We start from the raw sequence: 26,950 nt of genomic DNA, 5'->3' as shown, positions 1-26,950 counted from the left end.
ATTTTTCCAGATACAAGCGAAGTAATTGATTGTAACAACAAGTTTAATTAGGGACACGGCAATTTTCTCTGCTTGGTAATAGCTCAAAGCGACTAGGCATTACAATCATGCGACAGTCTATCACGAGTTTGGAAATGCAAAGCAGTATGAATATGAGTAACTAGACGAAAATAAATATATTTATGGGCATGGGGCATAGGGCATAGGGTATAAGAAAACAAATTTGAATTTAATTATGCTCAATTACTTATTAAAACAAAGAGTTGTCTGGTCTATTTTATAGATAGGGCAGGGATTTTATTGCTACGCATCTTCTTGTTGTATAGATTGTGCAACTTAGAAAGCCCTCGATTCGTCTAATTATCTTAAGTGTTCTTTGGAAATTATCCTCATACCTGACTATGATTAATTGGAAAAGTTTCTTTGCTAACTACCGTGTAAGGCAGCGTCGCTGGTATTATCCATTAATTTCTTTGGTGGTCGCTTTAAGTGTGTCTTTGAGCGCAGCTACTCCTAGTAAGGCTATAGACTTATTACCTCTTCTGTTTCAAGGGGCCCAAATACTCCAGCTATCTAATATATCCCAGAGCCAGGAAGTTGATCTGGGTAAACAGATGAATAAGCAATTGGTGAGTAGTGAAATTCGACTTAACCGCAATTCTGAAATTAATCGTTATGTAGATCAAATTGGTCGGCGTGTGGTAGCTAATAGCGATCGCCCCAATCTACCACCTACTTTTCAGGTAGTTGAAGATGATGCTATTAACGCTTTTGCGACTTTGGGCGGTTATGTTTATGTCAATACAGGTTTAATCAAAACCGCAGATAATGAAGCAGAACTGGCCAGTGTTATTGCTCACGAATGGGGTCACATTACTGGCAAACACTTAGTTCAACAAATGCGACAAAGAGCAGTTGCTAGTGGTGTAGCTTCAGCAACAGGTTTAGATCGCAATCAAGCGGTAGGTATAGGTGTAGAACTAGCACTCAATCGTCCCCGCAGTCGTCAAGATGAATATGATGCGGATCAAAGAGGATTAAGAACTTTGACAAGGGCTGGTTATGCACCGTCTGCAATGGTTTCTTTCATGAAAAAACTGTTGAACAAGGGTTCTGTTCCTACATTCTTGAGTACTCACCCTGCAACAGGCGATCGCATTAATGCTCTACAACGTGCCATTAATGCCAATCCTAGTAATTCACGTTATGGATTGGATCATGCTGCTTATAGAGCGAATATCCGACCATTGCTGTAGTTTTGATCTCAATAGTGCAAAACACAAAGTTCCATCTCATATCCTGTTATGCTCGCTGCTTCTTGCGGCGCTCAGTGATTTGGGATGGTTCAATAGTAATTACCCCTTCTGCTAAGGGCATAGTACGGAGGCAATTGCTAAAAACGTTAATTTGATAAATCAGATTATTGGTAATATCTAATCCAGTTAACCAGCCGCTACGAGAATGATAAGCACCAGTATCTATATCTAGCCAGCCTTGTCCTTGAGCAAGTTTACCAGGGGTAACACCAGGAAATGTAAATGTGATTGTGTGACCAATAATAATCAGCTTATCAGGAAAGTATGGCTTGGTAATGCTGTGAAATTCATCTCGTATCCAGCAAAATTGTTCAGCGCTTTGTTCGGCTAAAGGCATATTGGGGTCAATCCCAGCATGAGTTAACCAAACATCCCCTAAATCGATATATGTGGGCAAAGCTTTGAACCAATCTAAATGCTCATGGGGAATAGTGGCTTCTTGGTAACTGGCTATAGTCGCTTGACCACCGCTGTATAGCCATGCTTGCATGGCGGGTGTGGGGATATTTTGGCTGGTAAGAATATTTAACAACATTTGTTCATGATTTCCCAACAGACACCCATAATTATTTTGTTTGACAAAATTAACTACATTTGAACTATGAGGGCCGCGGTCAATTAAGTCACCCAGAAAATAGACTTGATCATCTGAGCTAGGGGCGATCGCCTCTAACAAAGTCATCAATCCTTCATAGTGACCATGCACATCCCCAATAACAATTCGACGTTGGCTAGTTTCGCTCATCGGCTCTAAGCTTAAAATAGTTTACTGGAATACTTTTGCTACAGTTTAAGTTGTTTGGTTTCCGCAATGAAAGGTAAAAAGTGCTTGACAAGTTTCCTTTCATAGGCACTAGTTATTATCTGCGAAATCAGCTTGACTCGCAAATATGCAAACTTCTTCACCAGATATTCCCTCTCCCAACAATGTGGAGATTAGCTTTAATCTGGTAGCATGGTTAAGCTCATTCCACCCCTGGAAGGGGCGGAATTTCGTGTCTGTGGTCAGTGGTCAGTTGTTTTTGCTACTCACCACACTTCGGCTAGCGGTAGTTGAATCTCGACTTCGCTCGATTGCCGCGCAGCGCTGCACTGACTTGTGCTGAGTTTAGCCTGAGCGTTGGTTGCTGAGCGCAGTCGAAGCAAGCCGAAGGGCGTAGTCGAAGTAAGCCGAAGTACTATTACGGACACTCCTTGTTCGCGTCAGCGTCTCTGAAAGAGAAGAAGTGGGTTTACCGTCGCCTTTTGATGATTGATATTTAGTTATAAAGGACTTGTGGTCAAATAGTGTGGCTTCTCTAGGAGAGGCTATTGGTCTGTCAACCTAAAAATGACGGGTGGAGGCTGGCAGGGGGAGCAGCACTTCGACTACGCGGTACTTGAATCTCGACTTCGCTCGATTGCCGCGCAGCGCTGCACTGAGCCTGTCGAAGTGTCAAAACTCAGTGACCGGGGTAGGGGAGGGACGGGGAGAGAGTGAACACTGAACAGTGATGTATTTGGGTTGAAGTCCCAAGCTGAAACTGTGATAACTGATTTAATTCCCAATTCCTTTTTCTGTATCTTTAAGTTTCTCTGTTACTGATGGCAGTTGCTGATCGTAGCTGGTGTTTTGCTGAGTCATTGTAATCATGCTTAAAAGAATTGCACTTCCTACAGCCAGAGCTAATACAGGACGTTTGAGTAGAACAAAATCTCGTATAATTCGAGCTAATGGGCTACTTTGACGGCGTAGTGCCGAACAGATCATTATTTGTTTGAGAGTAAACGGATCGCGGACATAATGACCGCTGCGACAGACTACTAGTCTTTCTTGGCAATACGGACAGCTAAACAAGCCAATGCCAGTCTTGATTGGTTTTGGTCTAGCATTTCTTTGGCAAATTGGGCAAGTAACATAATGATTATCAAAGGTGTGTATATTCATTTACCTCGTCCGTCTAGTCCATTTACTCGCTCTATAACAATAGCTATATGTAATTTTTTATGCTTAGTAGACTTGCCAGTATTGTGTGACCTCAGCAATCAATCACACACACAGTTTTATTCTTACCAAGGATAACTTAATAGTAGCAACACGAGTATAGCTAGATTTAGGTGAGAATGCCTCCTGTTTGCTGCTTATTTATGGTATTTCCATTGAGCCTACAGATATATTATTTTTTATGGAGAATAAGTCCACACTCACTCACACTTAAACAGCGATCGCTGGCTACTACCTATTAATTCTCTCCCATTTAATCATTCTCTTCATAAAAATTTTGAGTAGCTAAATTTTTTTTACTAAAGCTTTGTAAATGTAAACCAACAGTTTTCTTTGAACAGCGATCGCTAATAATGAGTTAAGCTCATTCCATCCCTTGAAGGAGTGAGATTTCGCGTTAGTTGTCAGTGGTCAGTTGTTTTTGCTACTAATAACTGAAAACTAACACCGGACGACGGCGGGGCGATGGTTACTGAGCGACTTGTACTGAGCGACTTGTACTGAGTTTAGCCTGAGCGTACTTGTGCTGAGCGTAGCCGAAGTAAGCCGAAGTACTATTCTTCCCACTCCTCGAAAAAGTGAGCTTACCGCCGTCTTCTTGGTTAACGTCTTAATCAGATATTATTAAGTAACTATACTTAACTAACTCTGTTTGATAACAGAAATTTTAATCAAAATCGATAATTTAGTAGAAGGAGCATGAGTGAGATTTAACACATTCAAGAAACCACTGAGCTTTTTGTTGCTATTTTTAACTACCCAGATAGCTTTTAGTTCTACAGGTGTTAAAGCACAAACTCCTGTTATACCGACAAACTCAACTAAATCAATTTGTCCTAACCAACTAAAGCCAGTGGTGGATGTGTTAATTAATCGTCCTCAATTCAGTCGGATGCGTTGGGGTGTTCTTGTCAAGCCGCTATCATCTGCTCAAACTCTTTATAGTCGGGATGCTGAAAAATATTTTACTCCAGCTTCTAATGCCAAGTTGCTCACAACAGCAGCAGCATTACAGCAACTAGGCGCAAATTTTCGGATTCGCACCTCTATTTATCAAGATGGTGAAGGCATTTTGCGTGTTGTGGGTAGGGGAGATCCTAGCCTTAAAACTGCTCAATTAACAGAATTAGCCAAGCAATTACGCAAGCTTGGTGTTAGTCAAATTCAACAGTTGATTGCCGATGATAGTTATTTTCAAGGAGAAATTATTAATTCTAGTTGGCAATGGGAAGATGTACAAGCTTATTATGGCGCACCAGTCAACAGCTTAATTTTGAATGAAAATGCTGCTGTATTGTCGTTGCTACCTCAAACTATAGGAAAGCCATTACGACTGCGGTGGACGGAACCTACAGAAGCATATCGCTGGCAAATTGAAAATAACTCTGTAACTACGCAAACAGATACACCAGGATCAGTTGAAGTCAGTCGTGATTTAAAAGGAGCTACACTAAAGATTCAAGGTCAATTGCCTGTGGATTCTCAGCCTGATATCACTGCGATCGCTGTTTTTGATCCTATTGAACACTTTTTACGGCACTTCCGTCAAAGTTTGTCAATAGAAGGAATTTCTGTAACAAGAATGTTCAGCGCTACTGGTGGTAAGAATGTACAAGAAATAGCAGCCGTGGAATCTCCACCATTATCTGAATTATTGGTTGAAACAAATGTAAATAGTAATAATTTATATGCTGAGGCTTTACTGAGAACTTTAGCTATCAAACAACCACTAGAAAAAAACCAAACTACTGCTGATGCCGGGTTAAAAGTTTTGAAAACTACTTTAACCCAAATGGGAATTAATCCTACAAGTTATGTTTTAGTAGATGGTTCTGGTTTATCCCGCAAAAACTTAATTAGTCCAGAAGCTTTAGTGCAAGTTTTACAGTTAATGGCGCAATCACCACAAGCAGAAGTTTTTCGTGCTTCTTTACCTGTTGCAGGTGTCAGCGGTACATTGAAAAACCGTTTTTTGAACACAACTGCTGTGGGAACAGTACAAGCAAAAACAGGCTCAATGAATGGTGTAATTTCTCTTTCTGGATATGTGAATACACCTCAATATGAACCATTAGTTTTTAGTATGATGGTAAATCAATCTGATCAGCCTGCAAGTTTAGTGCGGCAAGCAATGGATGAAATTGTGGTATTTTTAACTAAATTGCAGCGTTGTTAAAATTATCTCTATAAAATAAGTTGTTATTTTTGCACTACTTCAGGGCAATCTAAAATTAGATTTATCAGATAGGGCAAAGATAATGATAATTGATTTAACAGGTTTAAAGTGGAGCAAAAATGTAAATCATCAAAGTCGTGGCAAATATTGGGCTTATGATTTCGATTCTAATTCTAAAATTTTTCTTTTAAATTGGAAAAATACATCTAAAGAAAATGCGTATAAGCCTAAAGAAGGTGAATTGATAATTTTAAGACAACGCGCTAGAGTCACACATATTGTTAAACTTTTAAATAATGTTCTTTACGATCATGGCTTTAATTCTGAGTTTAGTTGTTGTCGTTTAGTCCAAGTAATTTGGATAACAAATAATTGGGACAAACTGCCTACTTATGAAGAAATATTTGGTTATCCGATTAACTTTCCTCCAGATGGGAAAGTAATGAATTTAGAAAAGAAAGAAGATTTCCAACTACATTGGAAACAACATAAGGGATTATTAGGATTTCAAAATCATGTTCAAAAAGAACTGAACAAGTTTGAAGGCAACTGGCCTATATTAATTGAATTATGCAAATGTAAATAAAACAATTTTTTAATGAGAGATTCCTAAATAATCAGTTTTACTTTTATTAAACATAATTTTTTTTAATAAGAACAATTATTAATTATGTTAATAAATACTATTTTAGAAAAAAACAAATTAATTTGAAACCTTTATGAGAAAATTACTATAAACATTTTATCTTCCAAAAGCATAGTAAATTGTACGCCTTTGGTTAGAGTCAAAAAATACTGAGTAATAGATATTATTAGTATCTTAGTATCTTAAGGTAAGAGAGTAACACGAATTTAAACGCCTTATAGAAAACTGCTGCCTGAGGGAAACCAAGATAGCAGTTTATCTTATGTTTATTCGTGCCTATATGCGCTCAGACAAAAAGGTAGGCACTTAATTATGCCTGATTAAGTCAAAAATACGAAATCATTTTTAGGGGTACACATGTCTGAATTGATCCAAGCAATACTGGATAGCGAAGAAAAAAGTGATTTGCGTTCTTTCATGAGTCAATTACGCCAGCATGACCAAAATTACTTGCTGCGGAACGATATATTGAATGTATTTGGTGAATATTGCTCTAAGTCTGAGAAGCCAGACAACTTTTATACTTCTTCTCATCTGGGCAAATTAATTTATTACACTCAAGAAATTATTCAAGAAGACTCAAACCTTTGTTTCATCATTCGTCCTAAGATTGCTAGTCAAGAAGTGTATCGGCTGACAGCAGACTTAGATATTGAACCAATGACAACAGAAGAACTGCTGGATCTGCGCGATCGCTTGGTGAACAAATTTCAACCCCAAGAAGGTGATCTGCTAGAACTAGATTTTGGTCCATTTTATGACTACACCCCAACAATCCGCGACCCGAAAAATATCGGTAAAGGGGTACAGTTCCTCAACCGTTATCTGTCCAGCAAACTTTTTCAAGACGCTAAACAATGGCTAGAAAGCTTATTAAATTTCTTGCGTCTACACCATTACAACGGTTTCCAACTGTTGATCAATGATCGCATTCAAACACAGCAGCAACTTTCTTTGCAAGTTAAAAAAGCCATAGGTTTTGTTAGCGATCGCCCCGAAGATGAACCCTACGAACAATTCCGCTTTCAACTGCAAATGATGGGTTTTGAACCGGGTTGGGGTAATACCGCTGGGCGTGTCCAAGATACGCTGAATATTCTAGATGAATTAATCGATTCTCCTGATCCTCAGACGCTAGAAGCCTTTATTTCTCGCGTCCCGATGATTTTTAGGATCGTTTTAGTCTCCGCCCACGGTTGGTTTGGCCAAGAGGGAGTTTTGGGTCGTCCTGATACTGGTGGTCAAGTAGTTTATGTTCTCGACCAAGCCAAAAATTTAGAAAAGCAACTACAAGAAGATATTATCCTCGCTGGGTTAGAGGGATTGAATGTCCAGCCCAAGGTGATTATTCTCACCCGCCTGATTCCTAACAGCGATGGCACACTTTGCAATCAACGACTAGAAAAAGTCCACGGTACAGAAAATGCCTGGATCTTGCGAGTTCCTCTGCGAGATTTCAATCCCAACATGACTCAAAACTGGATTTCCCGGTTTGAGTTTTGGCCTTACCTAGAAACTTTCGCGATTGATTCCCAAAAAGAACTACTAGCAGAATTTCACGGTACACCTGACTTAATCGTAGGTAATTATTCTGATGGTAATTTAGTAGCGTTTTTGCTGGCGCGGCGGATGAAAGTTACTCAGTGTAATGTTGCCCACGCTTTAGAAAAATCTAAATATCTTTTCAGTAACCTCTACTGGCAAGATTTAGAAGATAAATATCATTTTTCTCTGCAATTCACCGCTGATTTAATTGCCATGAATGCTGCCAATTTTGTCATTAGCAGCACTTATCAAGAAATTGTTGGGACACCCGATAGTGTAGGACAGTACGAGTCATACAAGTGCTTCACTATGCCGGATTTGTATCATGTGGTGAATGGAGTTGAACTATTTAGCCCCAAATTTAACGTTGTACCACCTGGGGTCAACGAAAATGCTTATTTTCCTTACACGCGGACTGAAGACCGAGTTCAAGAAGATCGCGATCGCTTGGCGGAAATCCTCTTTACTCTTGAAGATCCCTCGCAAATCTTTGGCAAACTTGATGATCCCAACAAGCGACCGATCTTTTCAATGGCGCGTCTCGACCGAATTAAAAACCTCACAGGTTTAGCAGAATGCTTTGGTCAAAGTCAAGAATTGCAAGAACATTGCAACTTAATTTTAGTAGCTGGTAAGTTGCGCGTAGAAGAATCAGGCGACAACGAAGAACGTGACGAAATTATTAGACTCTACCACATCATTGACGAATACAATCTCCACGGTAAGATTCGTTGGCTAGGTGTGCGTCTTTCAAAAAATGATTCTGGAGAAATTTACCGAGTTATAGCCGATCATAAAGGTGTATTTGTCCAACCAGCTTTATTTGAAGCTTTTGGTTTGACAATTTTAGAAGCGATGATTTCGGGATTACCAACTTTTGCTACCCAATTTGGTGGGCCATTAGAAATTATTCAGAATAAAGTGAATGGCTTCTACATTAACCCAACTAATTTAGAGGAAACAGCCGCCAAAATTTTGGAATTTGTCACAAAATGTGAGCATAGTCCTCAATATTGGGAAGAAGTTTCTCGTAAAGCAATTGACCGGGTTTACAGCACATACACTTGGAAAATTCATACAAGCAAGCTGCTATCCTTAGCGCGGATTTATGGCTTTTGGAACTTTACCTCAAAAGAAAATCGAGAAGATTTGTTGCGTTACATTGAGTCGTTGTTCTATTTAATTTACAAACCCACAGCTAAAAAACTCTTAGAACAACATCAGTATCGGTAATCAAAAAGAGGTAAGGGAGCAGGGAGCAGCACTTCGACTTACTTCGGCTTACTTCGACTACGCCCTTCGGCTACGCTCAGGCTAAACTCAGTACAAATCGCTCAGTGACCGGGGGATGAAGAAAAATTACCTCTTTCTCCCAAAGTTGCTCCACTTGGGGAGCCAGCGCCGTGGGCGGGTTTCCCGACTTGAGGCGACTGGCGTGAGACCCCAAGACCGCACTTCTCTCCTTGTCTCCCTGCTCCCTGCCCCTCTGCCTCTTTCCCATGTCCCATACCCATAAAGTTACTATCTTGTCAAAGAATGCCAAGTTCTCGGCCCTACTATGCCATCTACAGCCAAATTTTGCTGGTTTTGAAATGCCTTAACAGCAGTCTCTGTTAGCGCCCCAAATACTCCATCAACTCGAATAGCATAACCGTTAGCAACTAATAACCGTTGCAATATTCTGACAGCAAGACCTGAACTATTAAAACGTAGAGTTGGTACAGTAGGATTACTAAACCTGGGATTTTTGGCAACAACAATGTCGTCATCAATTTGTTGAGCTATTAAACGTTGTTTATTAGAAAAACGTATCCCTTGAAATTTTGTAACAACGATTTTGTCACGACTTTGTTGAGCTATTAGGCGTTGTTCACTAGGAAACTTCACCTTTACAGGCTGGAAATGTTGGAACTCAGTTAAGCTATATAAGTCTTTGACAAGATTTTTATCTGTCTTACTCATTAGAGTTTTGGAATACTCAGGCTTAATCGCTAATCGATTAGCTGGGAAATTTTCAGCTGATTGTATAAATTCAGGTGGCGCAATTTTAGAAGTTGGAACCTGATATACCTGATATAAGTGACTCTTTGGGGGCTTTTGCAGGCCATCATCTAGCTGAATCACAGGCTGATTGAGTAAATTGGAGGGAGATGGTTGTTTTGCGATCAACACACCTGTCATCAGCAGGACAATATCATTCATTGCATTTGATGTTACTAACACCCATATTTCCTTTGACAAAAAAATTGCCGTAATTCCGGAATGGTGTGTATTGACAAATCAATAAATTGCCACCATTTGATGACAATCATCAGTGATTGCTGAAAGAGTGGATAAATGATCCACTTGTTGTCCTGCTTTCTGTATTTATCCTGTCAACAATAAACTCTAGATTAGAGAAAATTTATTCTACCTTAAGCAGTATATCTATAGGTAAGATTTTTGTATTTCCAATTTGCCATTTCATTTGATTACTCAAGCTTGAGCAGAAAGCGATCGCTCTCTATTAAACTAAAAAGCGATCGCTGCTATACTACCCAATACCTTCGATGACTGGATGAAAGTAAAAAGCAAAACCCAGTACAATGTAGGCGGCTAATAGTAAAGTGCCTTCTAACCAATTGGATTTACCATCTGAACTAATGCTATTGGCAATCAATACTGATACAGTCACAGCCACTAATTCAAAAGGGTTAAAATCCAAATCCATTGGTTGACCCATTATCCATCCTGCGATTACTAAAACAGGAGCAACAAATAAAGCTATCTGCAAACTTGATCCCACTGCCACGGATACAGAAAGATCCATCTTATCTTTCATGGCTACACTTACGGCTGTAGCGTGTTCAGCGGCGTTACCGACAATGGGAACTAAGATTACCCCTGTAAACAGCGATGTTAAACCTAGCTGGGACGTAGCCAATTCTAAAGTATCGACCAATAATTCAGATTCTAGTGCCACTAATAAGGTGCATCCTAACAGCACACCACTCCACAGCCAAATATTGGGTTTGGTATGAGGCGTTTCTTCTGCTTCAATTTCTGCTACACCCACATCATATAAATAGGCGTGAGTTTTCATCGAAAATAGCAGTGTGAGAACGTAGACTACAATTAGCACGACTGCAACGGCAAGAGATAAATTTTGCAGAGTTTTTTCGTTAATTCCAATGGAGGTGTAATTTACCGCCGTTGGTAGCAACATAGCAATTACCGCCAAATTCATCGACGAAGCATTTACTCGCGCCACAATCGACTGAAATGTCTGTTCTTTGTAGCGCAGTCCGCCTAACAGCATAGAAAAACCCATCACCAGTAATAAGTTACTGATAATTGATCCGGTGATACTGGCTTTGACGACATTAACTAGCCCCGCATTCAGGGCAATTAAAGCTATAATCAGTTCTGTTGCATTGCCAAAGGTGGCGTTTAATAATCCTCCCAATGTTGGCCCAACTACTACAGCAATTTCTTCTGTGGCTGTACCCATCCAGGCTGCTAAGGGCAGAATTGCTAAACCAGCTGTGATAAAAACTATTAAGTCTCCCCACTGCAAAAAGTGGGCTACTAAAGAAACTGGGATAAACAGTAAGAAAACTAGAAAAAGAGCATTTTTACCGGACATTTGCTACCTTAATTTGAGAGTACCATTCACAGATGTCTGTGATCTATTAGGATATTTGAGGGGTTTACAACCAGACTCTAGGATACTCTCAACTGTCCATGAATCCATCGAGAGATTATACTGTTCACTTGTACGAGATGTGTAAAACAAAATTGCAATTTATGGAGCTTTTGCAATCTTTCTTAGCAAAAATGTCAGTTATAGCCGAAATTTGATCTCAATAATCGAATTTAATGTATTATAAAGACAATTAAATTTTTATTGACACTGCCAAAGAGAAAACCCCTAATTGAGGTGTTTAGTCAATGGCTGATGATTTCGAGCCTGTAGGAAAGCGCTGTGCGATAACGCAGATTTCCCACTCTAGTAAGGCAGCTTTCTCGGAGATTTGATATTCTATACACATAGTTTTCATATATACCGGAATTTGGGTTCAAACCTCTGTAGAAAGGTTTAAATACAATGTTTTCGGCACAAATACAAGTTTTTTGTTTTGGATAAATATACATGACTTCTGCTGCTGAAATGCCAGCTAGTTCTGGCTCAACATTTACATCAAATTTAATTGATACTGATAAAGATACTCACCAAAGCGATCCCGTGAACCAAGCGAATGGTGTTTATGTAACGGTACATGGACACTTTTACCAGCCACCACGGGAAAATCCTTATCTCGACGCGATTGAACGCCAACCCGGTGCTGCACCTTTCCATGATTGGAATGAGCGCATCCACTCGGAATGTTATCGTCCCAATGCCTTTGCCAGAGTCTTAAATGACCGAGGCGAGGTAGTGGGGATCGTGAATAATTACGAGTATTTCAGCTTTAATATTGGCCCAACGCTGATGTCATGGCTAGAGCGCCATGATATGGAAGTTTATCAGCGGATTATTGAAGCAGACACCAAAAGTTGTCAGCGTTTGCAAGGTCACGGCAACGCGATCGCGCAAGTATATAATCACATCATCATGCCCCTAGCTAACGAGCGTGATAAATATACCCAAATTCGCTGGGGTAAAGAAGATTTCCGTTCTCGCTTTGGACGTGATCCCGCAGGTATATGGTTAGCTGAAGCTGGCGTAGACTATGCCACTCTAGAAGCTTTAGTTACTGAAGGGATTCGCTTTATTATCCTTGCACCATCTCAAGCCAAGCGTTGTCGTCTCCTACCTACCCCAGATCATTCTCAACCGGAATGGCATGAAGTTGGTGGCAGTCAAATTGATCCCACACGTCCTTATCGCTGTTATCTAAAGCCTACACTCAGCAATTCATCTTCACCCCTCAGCACCATCAATGAAGGAAATGGAAGTGATGATGACTCCCGTCCTTACATCGATATCTTCTTCTACGATGGTCCGATTTCAAGAGACATGGGTTTTAGTGATGTTGTTTATAACTCTCATCACTTCGCTGGACGTATTGGTTCGGCTGTGCGCGGGGATCATCGTCCAGCACAATTAATTTCTGTGGCTACAGATGGCGAAACCTTTGGACACCACAAGAAAGGAACTGAAAAAACTTTAGCCTACGCTTTTATTAATGAGTTTCCCCAGCATGGTTGGACGGTGACAAACTTTGCCCACTACCTCAGCCTTAATCCTCCTACTTGGGAAGTAGAATTAAAGTCAGTTACAGCCTGGAGTTGCGCTCACGGTGTAGATAGATGGCAAGATGATTGTGGTTGTGGTGGTGAAGGCGGTGTATGGCATCAAAAATGGCGGCGACCTCTACGAGATGCTTTAAACTGGCTGCGGGATCAATTAATAGAAGTGTATGAAGAATGTGGCAAACAACTTTTTAATGATCCCTGGCAAGCAAGAGACGAATATATTCAAGTATTGCGCGATCGCTCTACTGACAATGTTAGCCGTTTCCTGTCTTGTCATCAAACCCACAAACTCACAGCAGCCGAACAAGTAGACGCTCTGCGCTTATTAGAAATGCAGCGTCACGCTTTATTAATGTTCACTAGCTGCGGATGGTTTTTTGAAGAAATTTCTCGTCCAGAGGGAACGCAGATTCTGCGTTACGCCGCCCGTGCTTTAGAATTAGCCGGAGATGTGGCGGGTGTACAACTAGAAAAAGGTTTCCTCAAACATTTGGGTTTAGCCCCTAGTAATGTTGAGAGTTTCCAGCATGGTGCGGAAATTTATCGCCAATTGGTACTAACTGCTCAGATAGGCTTTAAACAAGTTGCAGCGCATTACGCTATTACTTCACTGTTTAGTAATTATCAGCCAGCAGAAACGCGCAATTTCATCTCTAGAGAAAATGCTACTAGTCAAAATCCTCAGCCTTACCAAAAGCGAGTTTATTGCTACACTGCCAATGAGTTAGATTACCAGCTACAACGCATGGGATCGCTAACTTTGGTTGTAGGACACTTAAAAATGGTGTCAGAAATTACTTGGGAAAGCGAACATTTAGTGTTTGCCGTTCTCCATTTGGGAGGCTGGGATTTTCACTGTTGCATTCAACAATTTATGGGACGACGTGACTACACCCAACTCAAAGAAAAGCTGTTTGAGGCGCTGCAACAAGCGAGTGCAGCTCACTCTATCTTGGTAATGACGCAGCTATTTGGAGAAGAAGCTTTTAGTTTGCAGAATCTCTTTACTGAAGAACGCCATCGAATTATGCGGTTAATTAGTCAAGAAACCTTGACACGGTTAGACCAATTATATACCCAGGCATATAGAGAAAATTATGGCGTACTGATGGCGTTTCACCGCGATGGACTAGAAGTACCCCAAGAGTTGCAGGTGGCAGCAGAAATTGCTTTGGGTTATCGCTGTATGATGACATTGCGATCGCTAGAGCAAGATATCACTGAACCTCAATTGTGTTGGAATCATATTGTAGAATTAGAAGCGATCGCCACTGAGGCCAAACATCTGCGTTGTCGGCTGAATGTTCCCGAAGCCAAGCAAATGTTAGAACAATTAATTGCGCGATCGCTTTGGCAATTGTTGCATGACGCTAATGGTAGTTTTCATGCAGATATCCAACTATTTGAACGATTTATTGATGTTGGGTATCAGCTAAATGTTGGTATCTCCCTAGAGCGATCGCAAGAGCTATACTTTAGCTGTCTGCATAGTCAAATTATGCCTTTGTGTCTGACTAGTGTTGCTAATGAAGAAGATAGTAATCAGTGCAATCAATTACTGAAGTTGGGTCAAAAGTTAGCTGTTGATGTCAGTATGATTTTAAGTAAGTTGCAATAGAGATTTTGCAATGATTGGGAAATAGGGAAAACAGCATTTCTTTTTCCTTATTTCCCGTACCTACTACTTAAATGTTAACCTGTAACACTTGATAAGTTCGTAGTAGTAATAATTCTGTATAAAGATGCGCTTTATAAATACGTGCGCCTCTGTTTCGGTTGGAGTCTCACGTTAAAAACGTAGACGCAAAGCGGCTTGCCGCAAGCTACCGCCAAGAACGTCAAGATAAGAGTTTAAAAGAGTTGGGCGCAGCTTCACAAAAAAATGGTATTAGAGCTAAATTTTACTGATCAATATAATAATTATTTTAAGTTTTTCTGGTGATTAATATTCCTTTTTGTTCATAAATTGGTAGAACCATTTGTTTTAAATTAGGCAACTGTCTACTAAAAATTATAGATCCGATTAAACAAGCTACTCCGTCAATAATTAAAGTATTAGCAGCCCCAATGTGACTTGCTAATATTCCTCCTAATAAATTACCCACGGGCATCATTCCCAAAAATGCCATTGTATACAAGCTCATCAATCTTCCACGTTTATCTTCCTCAACAATTGTTTGTAAAAAGGTATTACTAGCGGCAATTTGAAGAATTGTTCCTAAACCTACAAACAGCATTGTAAATAATGAAAAAGGTAAAAATCGAGATAAAGCAAAAGCAATTAAACCAATTCCTAAAATAGCTGGTGCTAAACTAATCAACTTACCAATTCCTAAGATTGTTCGCCGTGTAGCTAGATAAATACCACCTGATAAAGCTCCAACTCCTGATGCTGCCATTAAAAATCCCAGAGTTTTTGCATCTCCTTTGAGAATTTCTTCTGCAACAACTGGTACAAGAATCGTATTTTGTAGTCCCATCAAACTCACTAAAGATGATAGCAGTAAGATGGCGCGAATTGGCGGAAAGCTAAAGGCATATACAAATCCTTCTTTGACTTTTTGCCAGGGATTACCCTGAGTGGCTGCAAATTTCCAAGGTTGAATTTTCATTGCCAATAAACAAGTAATCACGGCAATGTAACTCAAACCATCAATTAAAAAACAGTAAGCAGTTCCGACACTAGCGATAAGTAAACCCCCAATCGCTGGGCCAATTAATCGCGCCCCATTAATCATCGTAGAATTAATAGCGATCGCATTAGCTAAATCTTCTCTGCGCTCAATTAATTCTGGTACAAATGCTTGCCGTGCAGGTGAATCTACAGCGTTAATAAATCCTTGAAATAAGCTTAAAGCTATGATGTGCCAAATTTGAATGACTCCACTCAACGCTAACACTGCTAAAGTTAGCGACTGAATCATGGCTAGTACTTGCGTGCCAATTAAAGTACGATATCGAGAAAAACGATCTACAAATACTCCGCCGAAGGGAGCTAAAAAGAAATTAGGAATTTGACTGGTAAATCCCACAACACCCAACATAAATGGGGAATTTGTCAAGTTATAAACTAACCAAATTGTAGCCAGTTGTGTCATCCATGTCCCGATTAAGGAAATACCTTGTCCAACAAAAAACAAACGGTAGTTTCTTGATCTTAATGCTGGTAGTAGCGATTCTTTCTGGATAGCTTGTCTGTTCATGTAAGGTTTACTTTATACCAGTAATGCTTTTATAGATATCATTTCGACGTAGCTACAACCCCCCCTAGTACTCTGTCAACCCAAAAATGACAGGTGGAGGCAGGTAGGGGAAGCAGGGGAAGCAGGGGAAGAAAAGAACTGGACTTTTTCACATTAACTTTGCAAAGTTGCTGCGATAGACTACTAAGTGGAGAGATGTTATTAAAGCAGAATTTTTTTTTAAGGCAAGTTGGTATTACTTAACTTTCCATGAACATTTTTTTGTAGACATTCCCAATTCCTGATTAGAAATTTAATTAGAGTAATTAATATTTGCTTATGGTCTTTTATATATCGTTTATTTTATATACGTATTATTCTTACAAAAGCATCTCAACAATACTTCACCCAATGGAGTGATTATGGCATAGTCTTAGGAAAGGTTAGCGATCGCCTGATTGAGAAGTTGCGAAAAAAGTTCACGATCAGCAGCAGAAATACCATCCATTGCGGCATCGCGCATTTGGGCGGCAATTGGGGGCAAAACTGCTTCTAGTTCTTTACCAGCATCAGTTAACCATATTCGCCAGATCCGGCGATCGTGTGAATCGCGTTCTCGACGTACTAAACCGCGTTCTTCCATCCGATCTAGAACACCTGTTAAAGTTCCTCCGACTTGCTGGAGTTTGTCTCCAATACAAGAAGTTGGTAAACCATCTTCTTGCCACAGACAACATAGTACTAGCCAGTGAAATGGAGTTAGTCCAAAGGGTTCTAGCCTCTCTGTAAACTTGCGAGTGAGCAATTGTGAGAGCAATTTGATTCTGTAGCCCAAATTATATGGCGCTAGATTTTGCTGCCACGATTCTAAACCTGATGAATGATCTGATTGAGCAATCATTTAACTAATTATTTAGCATACGTAATATTGATCCTAGCGAAATTGCTGCATATTAGCAAGAAAGACAAACTTGAGATTTTTTGCCCCATGCCCACTTGCCCTGAGCGCAGCCGTTCGCGCAGCGTCTCGTAGAGAAGGGATGCCCCATGCCCCACGCCCCATGCCCCATGCCCAAACTCACATAACTTGAATCAATAAATGTTTCTGCACAGTACCAAGAACGCGGTAAGGTATTGATAATTTAGCCGCCTCTTCTGGAGAAACCCAAGCATAGCTTAAGACAGGAACTTGAGAAATAGAGTCTACTTTTTTACCATGAACAGGAGTATAAAAATTGAGCAACACAGCAGTTTTTCCACCGACTTGTACAAAGTAGATAGGATGAGTTTGCACAATTGAGGCGATCGCAGGTTTTTGAATAAACGTCTTAACATCAGAATTATAATTACCTAATAAGCCTAAATTACCAGCTATAGCCAAAGCCAGCCAACAGGGAATTAGCCAACCAGCCACCCAATATCTTGCTGTAAAAAACTTCATCCCCAAGTGGTAACGAGCAATCCATACCGCAGGTAAAATTAACCAACTCAATCCCACAATCAAGCCCAGAATTGCATAGTCACGAATTTTAGCATCACCCCAAACAAAAACACCTATACCTGCTAGCAAAAGTAAAACACCCAATACACCAAAGGCATAACTAAGATTACGGGGAATATTTTTTGTAATTCCTCTTTGGTAAATTTTGCTTAACCAATCTAAACCAACCGCAGCCAAAAAAGCGATAAACGGATAAAGACTAAGACTATAGTGAGACAGGCGCGTAGAAAAAATACTCAGTTCAGCAAATAGCACTAGCGGAAAGCCGGCTAATAGCAAATGGTAACGAGGAATGGGATGGCGAAATACTAAAACTAAACCTAAAATACTCAACAAAGACCAAGGGAAAGATTTAGCTGGTACATTCCAAAAATAGAATATTATGCCATTGCCGCCACGTTCATGAGTACCCAATTGAAAAACAAACCTGAATAATTCTGCAAAACTAGCATTTCCAAAACGTAGCCAATTGAACCACAGCCAACCCAAAGTAGGAATTAATCCAATTGCAAATCCTACATACAACATGGGGTTAGCAAGATGACGATGACGGCGATGTTCACCAATTAAATAAGGTAATAAAGCCATCATCGGCAAAAAAATCATAAAGCTTCTGACTAAAAAGCCTAAACTCAAACTTAAACCAGCAATAAAACTCCACAAATAGCGATATTTAAAATTTAGTTCAGCTTTGATTAAAGACCAAATAGCTAAAAGTATCAAAAAAATCATTGGTACATCAGGTGTGCCTAAGCGACAATATTGCAGCCAGAGAAACTCTACACTCAAAATCGCCGCAGCTAGCCAACCTAACTTTTTACTCAGTATAATTTTGCCGATTTCATATACCAGTAATAAGCTAAAAATACCAGCAATTATGCTAGTAATTCGCACACTGTTTTCACTAATACCAAATAGCTTGTAAGCAATAGCAATCAACCAATAAGGGCCAGGGGTTTTATGATGAACATTACCCCAAGGAGCTATCCAGTCGCCAGAGTCGAACATTTGGCGCGCCCGCCAAGCGTACAGCCCTTCATCGTGTGCCATCAAGCTATTCTGTCCAGAACTAAATAGCAATAACGGCAGTGTCCAAATTAACAAACTGACATAAGGAAATACAGAGGATAGATATATTTGCCGCCAGATAGTCCGCCAGGAATGTAGTCTATACAACATTGATATTTATGCCCAGGGAATGCTAATAATGCCTTCTTAAAAGCCCTATCAGCTATTTAAGCACGACCATGTGGCTCTAATAGATATGTGATGTCAGGCCCGGCAGGAATAATACCACCTGGATTTAATGGAAAAAGACTGCCATAGTAATCGTACTTGACGCTTTCTAAGTCACAAGTATCTGCAACGCCTTTTAACTGATACATATCACGCAGATAAGCTCCCAAATTCTGATAATCTTTGATTCTGCGGCGGTTGCATTTAAACAAACCATAATATGCAATATCAAATCGAAACAATGTGGTGAACAAACGCACATCTGCAAGGGTGACATTGTTCCCACATAAGTAGCGATTGGTTTCTAGTACGGTATCAATCTCATCTAAAGTAGTGAATAGTTCCTCACACGCCTGATTGTAGGCTGCTTGACTTTGGGCAAATCCGCAGCGATATACACCATTGTTGACATTTTTATAAATGCGATCGTTCCACGAGTCAATCTTTTCTTTTAACTCTTCTGGATAAAGATTCAGTGTAGGATTGAGTGCGAACTCATTAAATTGTGAGTTCAACATCACAATAATTTCTGCACTTTCATTATTAACAATGGTGTTTGTTTGTTTGTCCCATAACACTGGAACTGTAGAACGCCCGCTATAACCAGGGTTAGCCAGCTCATATAACTCAGCCAGGGTATTGCAACCTTGTTCTGGTTCATTAAATACCCAGCCTCCAGAAGTCGCATCAGGAGAGACAATAGACACTGATATTGCTTGTTCTAGTCCTTTGAGTGCGCGTACAACCAAAGTTCGATGCGCCCAAGGACAACTCATACCGACATAAAGGTGATAGCGTCCCGCCACTGCTTGCGTTGTAATAAAGCTTCTAAACTGGCTGCTAGGACGAATGTATTCTCCAGATTGATTACGGGGAGCAATTTTTGACATCATTGTGTGCCAAAGTGTCGTCCAAACAAACTTACCCAGCTTGATAATTAGCTTTGGCGGGAGAGACTTGCCCTTTTTTTTTGTCTTAGGCATCCCTGGCTGTAAGTTTTTGTTCTCAGTCATAGCTGGAAGTAAGAAAAATTAAGGATTTGGAAGTAGTTCCTGATTTTGCAGGTTTTGGTTATCCAACGTCCGAGGTAGTTGTACACCCAGTACTACCATAATAATTGCCATGTACATTACAAGAGACATCCACAAAAGGTGGTTATTGTGAAAATACCATGCGGCGATCGCCAGAGGACTAAAACCCAATCCAAAGGCAATTAAAACGGCGTTACGTAAAGTTTTACCCTCTTTTAAGCCAATGAAGTATCCTTCCAGCATGAAAGCGATAGCAGTAAACCCTAACAAAGGCAATAACCAAACCACATAGCCACTAATATGTTGATTAATCTCTGTATGATTAGTCAACAATCCGAATACTACATCTGGGAATAAAACAGACACGGCGGCGAAAGCCAAAGCAATTACCAAACTAGTGAGTACCGAAACAAGAAGTAATGGAAACATCTGTTCTCTGGTTCCTTTACCCTGAAAATTTCCGGTCAGGGTTTGGGTTGTCATTCCTACCCCTTGCACTGTGAACTGACTCAATAAAGCAATCTGGAGCAGCAAACCGTTTTCTGCTAAGAAAGTTGTTCCCATTACCGCACTGAGATTAGTGAAAATGGCATAAGTGGAAATCAAAGCCAAAAATCGGATTAAAATATTACTTTTGAGTACAACAGCTTCTTTAAGAGCTACCCAATCAAAAACCTCTTGCAAAGCAGCTGGTAAAGTTTGCCATTTGATACTAAAGCAGACACAAACCAAACCAGTAACCAGTGCTAAATATTGACTAAGAGCTGTTGCCAGTCCGGCTCCCATACTTGCCCAACCCCATTTGACAATCATCAAATAGTCCAGCAATACATTAGAACCGTTGCCAATAATCGAGATGAGCAGTACTACGCTATTCATTTCTCGTCCCAGAAACCAACCAATCAACACAAAGTTGAGCAAGACAGCAGGAGCTCCCCAAATCCGGGCGCAATAGTAATCTACTCCAGAGCTTTCAATCGCTGGAGAACCACTGAGGATGGTAAATCCAATTTGTTGCAGTGGATACTGAAGCAGTAAGATAAGTAATCCAATTCCCAAGGCAATTAAACCACTTCGTAATCCTGACAATAAAACGGCTTTGGGGTCATCAAGTCCAACAGCTTGTGCGGTAATTGCATTAGTACTTGAACGCAGAAATTTTAATACACGATAAAGGTAGTCAAAAAGGATGGTTGCCAAAATGACTCCAGCTAGGTGACGGATATCTGCCAAATGTCCGAGGAAGGCAATATCAACCAAACCTGCTAGAGGAACCATCATGTTAGAAAGCACACTAATACTTGCTAGTCGGTAAAATCGAGGCAAAAAGTTATACTGCTTGGGAGCCACCAATGTCATAGATTGCCTGTACGAAAGATTATCTAAATCCGGACTTCTTCAGTTTAAGCGACGAGAGGCAGAGGCAGAAGAAGCAAGGGGGCAGGGAGCAGGGGAGACAAGGAGACAAGGGGACAGTTCTTTCCCCAATTCTCCAATTCTCCTTGTCCCCAATTCCTCTTCTTCCCCATGCCCAATACCCCATTTTTATATAATCAAAGTTGCAAACAAATTTGAGTAGGAAATAAGTGAGAAAAATTTGGCTATTAGGGGGAGTGTTAATTAGTTTGGGGATGCTGTTATTTGTGGGAGGTTACGGACAAAGTTCTTTATTAATGAATGCTGTTGTACCTTCACAGAAGCCCCCACTACCAAAAAAAATTCGCTACGAGCAGCGCACTTTAGCCCAGAGTATAGCTCATATACTGTTTATTCCTAGCGATCGCCGATTTTTAGTGACTCCGGCAATATCAGAAAAAGTAGCTACTGTAGAAGAATTTTCTCAGAAATATCGAGCGATCGCCATCTTAAATGCAGGCTTTTTTGATCCAGTCAACCAAAAATCTACATCATATATTATCCTCTCCGGTCAAATAGTGGCTGACCCCAAGCAAAACGAACGGTTGGTAAACAATCCCAAATTAAAACCTTACCTAAATCAAATTTTCAATCGTGCGGAGTTCCGCCGTTACTTATGTGGGCAAACTAGCCGTTACGATATTGCTTTACATAATCAGTCAGCACCCGCAGGTTGTCAATTAATCGATGCTATCGGTGCTGGGCCGAGTCTGTTACCAAAACTGACATCAGTACAAGAAGGCTTTGTAGATCATAACAATAGACGAGATGCCCTTGGCAGTAACCAACTCAACGCCAGAACTGCTGTAGGTATTACCCATGACGGAACGATTGTTTTAGTAATGGTAGCTCAAAAACCTTCGGCTCCTGCTGATTCTGGGATATCTTTACCAGCCTTGGCAGATTTCATGAAAACCCTTGGTGTCCAAAAAGCAATGAACTTAGACGGAGGAAGTTCGTCCTCCCTATATTACAAAGGCAAAACCTTCTACGGCAAGATTAATTCACAGGGTAATGTTGTCAAACGACCTGTAAAATCGGTTTTACTTGTTCAGGAAAAGTAGAAAAAATTATTGCTGTCAAACAAATGAGTTTTGCGTCGCTTGCAGCAAATGTTGGTGAATTTCTTTAGAGGTAGCGACTATCAGCCCAGACCGACTGTATTCTTTACAAGTATGTAGTGGTGGTAGAGTTGAGCCGTCTAAAGTGGTAACAATACAACCAGCCTCTCTCGCCAAAAAAGCAAGTGCAGCACCATCAATAAATTTACCCGACTTGATAACTGCTCCACTCAAGTCGCCACTGAGAATACCATTGAGGTTAGGAATTTGTCTATCACTAGAGTAGTCTGTTACTACATCAATTACTTGATATTGTCCTTCTAGTGCAGGTGCGATTGAACTCATTCCCCACCCTAACAATACATGAGGTTTGGAGGATGTTACCCGTAGCGGTTTGCAGTTATCTAAGTCCATCTCCAGCGTTCCTTGAAAAGCACCTTGATCTCGCAAAGCGTAATCATAAATGTTTTGGGCAGGGGAAATGGCGAGTACTGCTTCAAAGTCATCTGTATTAAGAATACTAAGAATAATCTGATAGTTAGAATGTCCATCCATGTAAAACTTTGTGCCATCAATCGGGTCAAGAGTGACTAAGTAATCATCAGTTGAACCGAGTTCGACAGCACGAAAATATTTAGTATTACCAGAACTTTCATACTCTTCACCATAAAAGCGAATTTCCGGGAAAGTACCCAGTAGTACAACTTCGACCAAATTTTGAATTGCTAAATCTGCATCAGTTAGTGCAGCCGCAAAAAAGTTGTCTCCTGATTCTTTCGCAGGTAAAGCAGCAATCTTTGGTTGTAGAAAGCGGGCATAAGCTGCTGCTACTTTGAGATGAGGCAGTAAAGTCTCCAAAATCAGGCGTGGAGTAGGTTTTGTAGACATTCTGACAAGCTCCTTTTAAGATGATGGAATTTTTTTCCAGACAAAATCACTGCACAAGAATAATACCGTAATGCCACCATCTGGTAAGATCCCCGACTTCTTGAAGGATCTCGCAGCCTCTTAGTGACGGAGTGATAGACCAGTAGATGTAAGTAGCTTGCATAACTAAAACTAATGTTTATTATCACTTTTACAAAGCATTAACTACTTGCTTAAGTTTTGTAAAGCATTGTAAAGTATTTTTAACAGGCACAAACAAAGAGCCTGATACATACATAAAACAATCGCAATCATAAAAACATGACTACAACCTTACAACAGCGCTCCAGCGCCAACGTATGGGAGCAATTCTGTAATTGGATCACCAACACCAACAACCGTATATATATTGGTTGGTTCGGCGTACTAATGATTCCCGCCTTGCTAGCTGCCACCACCTGCTTCATCATCGCCTTCATCGCCGCACCTCCAGTAGACATCGATGGCATCCGCGAACCAGTAGCAGGTTCCTTGATTTACGGCAACAACATCATCTCCGGTGCAGTTGTGCCTTCCTCTAACGCTATCGGCTTACACTTCTACCCCATTTGGGAAGCAGCATCCTTAGACGAATGGCTTTACAACGGTGGCCCTTACCAATTGATAGTCTTCCACTTCCTAATCGGCGTATTCTGCTACTTAGGTCGTGAATGGGAACTATCCTACCGCTTAGGAATGCGTCCTTGGATTTGCCTAGCCTTCTCTGCCCCAGTAGCAGCAGCAACCGCAGTCTTCTTGGTATATCCCATCGGACAAGGTTCATTCTCTGACGGTATGCCCTTGGGTATCTCCGGAACCTTCAACTTCATGATTGTCTTCCAAGCAGAACACAACATCTTAATGCACCCCTTCCACATGCTAGGTGTAGCTGGTGTATTCGGTGGTTCCTTGTTCTCTGCAATGCACGGTTCACTAGTAACATCTTCCTTGGTTCGTGAAACAACCGAAACCGAGTCACAAAACTACGGTTACAAGTTCGGTCAAGAAGAAGAAACCTACAACATCGTCGCTGCTCACGGTTACTTCGGTCGTCTCATCTTCCAATACGCATCTTTCAACAACAGCCGTTCACTGCACTTCTTCCTAGCTGCTTGGCCTGTGATTGGTATCTGGTTCACAGCGTTGGGTGTAAGCACAATGGCTTTCAACCTCAACGGTTTCAATTTCAACCAGTCTGTGATTGACTCTCAAGGTCGCGTTATCGCTACCTGGGCTGATGTAATCAACCGCGCTAACTTGGGTATGGAAGTAATGCACGAGCGTAACGCTCACAACTTCCCCTTAGACTTGGCTGCTGGTGATGTTGCTCCTGTTGCTTTAACTGCACCTGCTATTAACGGTTAATTCTCAAGTTTTAAATCTAAATAAAAAACGCCTTCCATTTCTGGAAGGCGTTTTTTATTGAGGCGATCGCACTTCAAACTACACGATATTTTTCTGTATAATTTCTATAAAAGAATGCGTGCATTAGCAGCATTAGTCACCGCAGTTTAACTCTTGGTCATAATTAGTACGGTGTACCGTCTTTGTGAACAAATTTCCACAAGCCATTCTCTAAATTGGCCATAAGGTCGTCATCGGGATAGCTGCCTTCGTCTTGCGGTGTTCTATCCCCGATTTCGAGGTAAAGAACATCTTCTGAGGTTTCGTTAATCAGGTGGTGGCCGTTACCAGTGCCAGCCTTGAAGCCGGCACACATACCTGGGGAGAGTTGTGTACAACCTTCATCGGTACATAGCGTTGGATGCCCCTCCAAAATATACACGAACTCGTCTTGCTTGCTGTGAGCGTGACGAAGGGCTGAGATTGCCTGGGGAGCTAGGCGTGTTAGGTTTACACCAAAGTTCGTGATCCCAAACAGGTCACTAAACCCGAATTTCTCACAAAGAGATAAAAAAAGGGGGTCAAAAACTGCGAAAATGTATATAGGATAAGCATTTCAGCAGTTATAAAGCATGACCCCGACTTTCACAGATCGTACACCAAAACAATTCAAATTCTCCGGGGAAAAATCACACCCGATTGTAGTTAATTTTCAGGGTGGGACGGTAACATCGGATGCAGGATTAAGCTTAATTGCGGAAATAGACAGAAAATTAGAAATCACATCAAAATTTGCACAGTGTTTCCAAGATTACCGTCAACCAAATCGAGTTGACCATTCAATAGAGAGTTTAATTAAACAACGTATATACGGGTTGGTCATGGGATATGAAGACTTAAATGACCACGAGGAATTACGTCAAGACCCGATGTTTGCTCTAGCAGTGTTAAAAACAATGGGAATAGAGGATGAACCAACAATATTGGCAGGAAAAAGTACATTAAATCGGCTGGAACATTGTCCAGAAGATGTGGAACAAGGAGCAGACAGCCGTTACCATAAAATTGGGCATTGTCCATCAGAAATTGAAAGCTTATTTGTCAAAATATTTCTAGAATCTCACGCCAAAGAACCAAGGCAAATTATTTTGGATCTAGATGTAACCGATGATTTAGTACACGGTTCGCAGGAGCAAGTTTTCTTCAACACTTATTATGGAGGATACTGCTATGCTCCACTTTATATATTTTGTGGAAAACATCTATTAGCAGCCAAACTGCGCCCTTCTAATGTAGACCCAGCATTTGGGGCGTTATCAGAATTACAAAGAGTCATTAAACAAATACGTCAACAATGGAAGAATGTTGAGATTCTAGTACGTGGAGATAGTGCCTATTCTAGGGACGATATTATGACGTGGTGTGAATCACAGCCCGGTTTAGATTATGTTTTTGGATTAGCGCAAAATAGTCGTTTAATTGGGATGACTACGACGATTCAAAGTAGAGCCTCACTTGAGTTTGAGCAGAAATTATCAACAGCAGTTTCGTTTTTGGAAACAGTATTTAAACCAGATGAACAGCTTCCAAGGCTTGCTTGTGACTTGATTGATAACTCAATTTGGTATAAGTCATTAGACTATCAAACTCGTGAATCTTGGAGTCGTAGTCGTCGTGTTGTTTGTAAGGTTGAATATGGAGCAAAGGGGACTAATATTCGTTTTGTTGTAACAACTCTTGCTACCAATAAAGTACCACCTAGTCAACTATATAAACAAAAATATTGTCAGCGAGGGGAGATGGAAAATCGTTTTAAAGAACAACAACTAGAACTTTTTAGTGATAGAACAAGCACCCACACATTTCCAGGGAACCAATTACGTTTATGGTTTTCTTCTTTAGCTTACGTTTTGATGAATGCTTTGCGCCAAAAATGTTTAACTAAAACTGAATTACAAAATGCTACTGTTGGAACTATTCGTACCAAGTTATTGAAGTTAGGAGCTTTAATTACTGTAAATACACGCTGTATTTTAATTGCAATTACTAGTTCTTGCCCATACAAAAATATCTTTGCTACTGCTCATAGACGTTTAAGAATGCTGACTAATACTGCTTAATTTTAAGTTAAATTGCCTTTGACTTATTTCTAATCAGTTATACTTTGGGCTTAGGTTGATTCAAGATTCAAGTCTTGTTTTGTCATGCTTAATTTTATGAGCAGAGCATTTTAATTTTACTCCCCATAAAAAAATAGTGATTATTTTACCTTTATAAATGCGGTTTTATACTTAATTTATCTCTACACCTAAATTTTGATTGATGATGTATCAAAAAAATGCCTCACATCAGGTCATGTAAATTGATT

The 26,950-nt window shown here is 40.4% G+C and carries 20 protein-coding genes; 9 read left to right on the top strand and 11 right to left on the bottom strand.

The window, feature by feature from the left end:
• Positions 1-401 precede the first annotated feature (401 nt).
• A complete protein-coding gene (locus QI031_RS18555) occupies positions 402-1,256 on the top strand; it encodes a M48 family metallopeptidase (RefSeq protein WP_281481136.1) in 855 nt (284 codons plus the stop codon).
• 46 nt (positions 1,257-1,302) lie between these two features.
• Here the strand turns inward: QI031_RS18555 and QI031_RS18550 are convergent, their stop codons facing one another.
• Positions 1,303-2,061: a metallophosphoesterase family protein gene (locus QI031_RS18550; protein WP_281481135.1), complete on the bottom strand. Its 759-nt coding sequence runs from the start codon at positions 2,059-2,061 to the stop codon at positions 1,303-1,305.
• Between the two features lie 145 nt (positions 2,062-2,206).
• Between QI031_RS18550 and QI031_RS18545 the strand changes: the two genes are divergently transcribed.
• On the top strand, positions 2,207-2,422 hold the full coding sequence (locus QI031_RS18545; protein ID WP_281481134.1) for a hypothetical protein: 216 nt from the start codon (positions 2,207-2,209) through the stop codon (positions 2,420-2,422).
• 431 nt (positions 2,423-2,853) lie between these two features.
• Here the strand turns inward: QI031_RS18545 and QI031_RS18540 are convergent, their stop codons facing one another.
• Positions 2,854-3,243, bottom strand: coding sequence for a hypothetical protein (locus QI031_RS18540; RefSeq protein ID WP_281481133.1), 390 nt, complete (start codon positions 3,241-3,243; stop codon positions 2,854-2,856).
• 760 nt (positions 3,244-4,003) lie between these two features.
• Here QI031_RS18540 and dacB point away from each other — a divergent pair.
• The 3 genes from dacB to QI031_RS18525 all read left to right on the top strand — a co-directional run bounded on the left by dacB (position 4,004) and on the right by QI031_RS18525 (position 8,900).
• On the top strand, positions 4,004-5,476 hold the full coding sequence (gene dacB / locus QI031_RS18535) for a D-alanyl-D-alanine carboxypeptidase/D-alanyl-D-alanine endopeptidase (RefSeq protein WP_281481132.1): 1,473 nt from the start codon (positions 4,004-4,006) through the stop codon (positions 5,474-5,476).
• Between the two features lie 82 nt (positions 5,477-5,558).
• Positions 5,559-6,062, top strand: a complete 504-nt coding sequence (locus QI031_RS18530) for a hypothetical protein (protein WP_281481131.1) — start codon at positions 5,559-5,561, stop codon at positions 6,060-6,062.
• 417 nt (positions 6,063-6,479) lie between these two features.
• On the top strand, positions 6,480-8,900 hold the full coding sequence (locus QI031_RS18525; RefSeq protein ID WP_281481130.1) for a sucrose synthase: 2,421 nt from the start codon (positions 6,480-6,482) through the stop codon (positions 8,898-8,900).
• Between the two features lie 288 nt (positions 8,901-9,188).
• On the opposite strand, the gene QI031_RS18520 is transcribed toward QI031_RS18525, so the two are convergent.
• Positions 9,189-9,869 (bottom strand): peptidoglycan-binding domain-containing protein, encoded by a 681-nt coding sequence (locus QI031_RS18520; protein WP_281481129.1) that lies wholly within the window; start codon positions 9,867-9,869, stop codon positions 9,189-9,191.
• Positions 9,870-10,200: 331 nt separating this feature from the next.
• Positions 10,201-11,292 carry a calcium/proton exchanger gene (cax, locus tag QI031_RS18515; protein WP_281481128.1) on the bottom strand — a complete coding sequence of 364 codons (1,092 nt, stop codon included), beginning with the start codon at positions 11,290-11,292 and terminating at the stop codon, positions 10,201-10,203.
• Positions 11,293-11,799: 507 nt separating this feature from the next.
• Here cax and QI031_RS18510 point away from each other — a divergent pair.
• Positions 11,800-14,523 carry a DUF3536 domain-containing protein gene (locus QI031_RS18510; protein WP_281481127.1) on the top strand — a complete coding sequence of 908 codons (2,724 nt, stop codon included), beginning with the start codon at positions 11,800-11,802 and terminating at the stop codon, positions 14,521-14,523.
• Positions 14,524-14,830: 307 nt separating this feature from the next.
• On the opposite strand, the gene QI031_RS18505 is transcribed toward QI031_RS18510, so the two are convergent.
• The 5 genes from QI031_RS18505 to gntT form a co-directional block, all read right to left on the bottom strand.
• A complete protein-coding gene (locus QI031_RS18505) occupies positions 14,831-16,108 on the bottom strand; it encodes an MFS transporter (protein ID WP_281481126.1) in 1,278 nt (425 codons plus the stop codon).
• A 412-nt stretch (positions 16,109-16,520) separates the two neighbouring features.
• The gene (locus tag QI031_RS18500) at positions 16,521-16,988 is read right to left on the bottom strand and encodes a MarR family winged helix-turn-helix transcriptional regulator (RefSeq protein WP_281481125.1); all 468 of its coding nucleotides are present in this window, start codon (positions 16,986-16,988) and stop codon (positions 16,521-16,523) included.
• Between the two features lie 177 nt (positions 16,989-17,165).
• On the bottom strand, positions 17,166-18,767 hold the full coding sequence (locus QI031_RS18495) for an ArnT family glycosyltransferase (protein ID WP_281481124.1): 1,602 nt from the start codon (positions 18,765-18,767) through the stop codon (positions 17,166-17,168).
• A 56-nt stretch (positions 18,768-18,823) separates the two neighbouring features.
• Complete coding sequence (locus tag QI031_RS18490) at positions 18,824-19,837, bottom strand: glutathione S-transferase family protein (protein WP_281481123.1); 1,014 nt, start codon at positions 19,835-19,837, stop codon at positions 18,824-18,826.
• 18 nt (positions 19,838-19,855) lie between these two features.
• The gene (gntT, locus tag QI031_RS18485) at positions 19,856-21,214 is read right to left on the bottom strand and encodes a guanitoxin biosynthesis MATE family efflux transporter GntT (RefSeq protein WP_281481122.1); all 1,359 of its coding nucleotides are present in this window, start codon (positions 21,212-21,214) and stop codon (positions 19,856-19,858) included.
• 227 nt (positions 21,215-21,441) lie between these two features.
• Between gntT and QI031_RS18480 the strand changes: the two genes are divergently transcribed.
• Positions 21,442-22,335 carry a phosphodiester glycosidase family protein gene (locus QI031_RS18480; RefSeq protein WP_281481121.1) on the top strand — a complete coding sequence of 298 codons (894 nt, stop codon included), beginning with the start codon at positions 21,442-21,444 and terminating at the stop codon, positions 22,333-22,335.
• 15 nt (positions 22,336-22,350) lie between these two features.
• On the opposite strand, the gene QI031_RS18475 is transcribed toward QI031_RS18480, so the two are convergent.
• The gene (locus QI031_RS18475) at positions 22,351-23,220 is read right to left on the bottom strand and encodes an inositol monophosphatase family protein (RefSeq protein ID WP_281481120.1); all 870 of its coding nucleotides are present in this window, start codon (positions 23,218-23,220) and stop codon (positions 22,351-22,353) included.
• Between the two features lie 300 nt (positions 23,221-23,520).
• Between QI031_RS18475 and psbA the strand changes: the two genes are divergently transcribed.
• The gene (psbA, locus tag QI031_RS18470; RefSeq protein WP_281481119.1) at positions 23,521-24,603 is read left to right on the top strand and encodes a photosystem II q(b) protein; all 1,083 of its coding nucleotides are present in this window, start codon (positions 23,521-23,523) and stop codon (positions 24,601-24,603) included.
• A 163-nt stretch (positions 24,604-24,766) separates the two neighbouring features.
• On the opposite strand, the gene QI031_RS18465 is transcribed toward psbA, so the two are convergent.
• Positions 24,767-25,111, bottom strand: a complete 345-nt coding sequence (locus tag QI031_RS18465; RefSeq protein WP_281486072.1) for a cupin domain-containing protein — start codon at positions 25,109-25,111, stop codon at positions 24,767-24,769.
• A gap of 103 nt (positions 25,112-25,214) precedes the next feature.
• Here QI031_RS18465 and QI031_RS18460 point away from each other — a divergent pair, with 103 nt between their 5' ends.
• On the top strand, positions 25,215-26,702 hold the full coding sequence (locus QI031_RS18460) for an IS1380 family transposase (protein WP_281481118.1): 1,488 nt from the start codon (positions 25,215-25,217) through the stop codon (positions 26,700-26,702).
• Positions 26,703-26,950 lie beyond the last annotated feature (248 nt).

Source organism: Halotia branconii CENA392, assembly GCF_029953635.1.
In the GTDB taxonomy this organism is placed as follows: Bacteria; Cyanobacteriota; Cyanobacteriia; order Cyanobacteriales; family Nostocaceae; genus Halotia; species Halotia branconii.
This window is presented reverse-complemented; position numbering and strand designations above follow the sequence as displayed.

Excerpts from the sequence above, each read along its gene's own strand:
- QI031_RS18555 (WP_281481136.1), top strand. The coding sequence starts at position 402 with ATGATTAATTGGAAAAGTTTCTTTGCTAACTACCGTGTAAGGCAGCGT.
- QI031_RS18550 (WP_281481135.1), bottom strand. The coding sequence starts at position 2,061 with ATGAGCGAAACTAGCCAACGTCGAATTGTTATTGGGGATGTGCATGGT.
- QI031_RS18545 (WP_281481134.1), top strand. The coding sequence starts at position 2,207 with ATGCAAACTTCTTCACCAGATATTCCCTCTCCCAACAATGTGGAGATT.
- QI031_RS18540 (WP_281481133.1), bottom strand. The coding sequence starts at position 3,243 with ATGAATATACACACCTTTGATAATCATTATGTTACTTGCCCAATTTGC.
- QI031_RS18530 (WP_281481131.1), top strand. The coding sequence starts at position 5,559 with ATGATAATTGATTTAACAGGTTTAAAGTGGAGCAAAAATGTAAATCAT.
- QI031_RS18525 (WP_281481130.1), top strand. The coding sequence starts at position 6,480 with ATGTCTGAATTGATCCAAGCAATACTGGATAGCGAAGAAAAAAGTGAT.
- QI031_RS18520 (WP_281481129.1), bottom strand. The coding sequence starts at position 9,869 with ATGAATGATATTGTCCTGCTGATGACAGGTGTGTTGATCGCAAAACAA.
- cax (WP_281481128.1), bottom strand. The coding sequence starts at position 11,292 with ATGTCCGGTAAAAATGCTCTTTTTCTAGTTTTCTTACTGTTTATCCCA.
- QI031_RS18510 (WP_281481127.1), top strand. The coding sequence starts at position 11,800 with ATGACTTCTGCTGCTGAAATGCCAGCTAGTTCTGGCTCAACATTTACA.
- QI031_RS18505 (WP_281481126.1), bottom strand. The coding sequence starts at position 16,108 with ATGAACAGACAAGCTATCCAGAAAGAATCGCTACTACCAGCATTAAGA.
- QI031_RS18500 (WP_281481125.1), bottom strand. The coding sequence starts at position 16,988 with ATGATTGCTCAATCAGATCATTCATCAGGTTTAGAATCGTGGCAGCAA.
- QI031_RS18495 (WP_281481124.1), bottom strand. The coding sequence starts at position 18,767 with ATGTTGTATAGACTACATTCCTGGCGGACTATCTGGCGGCAAATATAT.
- QI031_RS18490 (WP_281481123.1), bottom strand. The coding sequence starts at position 19,837 with ATGACTGAGAACAAAAACTTACAGCCAGGGATGCCTAAGACAAAAAAA.
- gntT (WP_281481122.1), bottom strand. The coding sequence starts at position 21,214 with ATGACATTGGTGGCTCCCAAGCAGTATAACTTTTTGCCTCGATTTTAC.
- QI031_RS18475 (WP_281481120.1), bottom strand. The coding sequence starts at position 23,220 with ATGTCTACAAAACCTACTCCACGCCTGATTTTGGAGACTTTACTGCCT.
- psbA (WP_281481119.1), top strand. The coding sequence starts at position 23,521 with ATGACTACAACCTTACAACAGCGCTCCAGCGCCAACGTATGGGAGCAA.
- QI031_RS18460 (WP_281481118.1), top strand. The coding sequence starts at position 25,215 with ATGACCCCGACTTTCACAGATCGTACACCAAAACAATTCAAATTCTCC.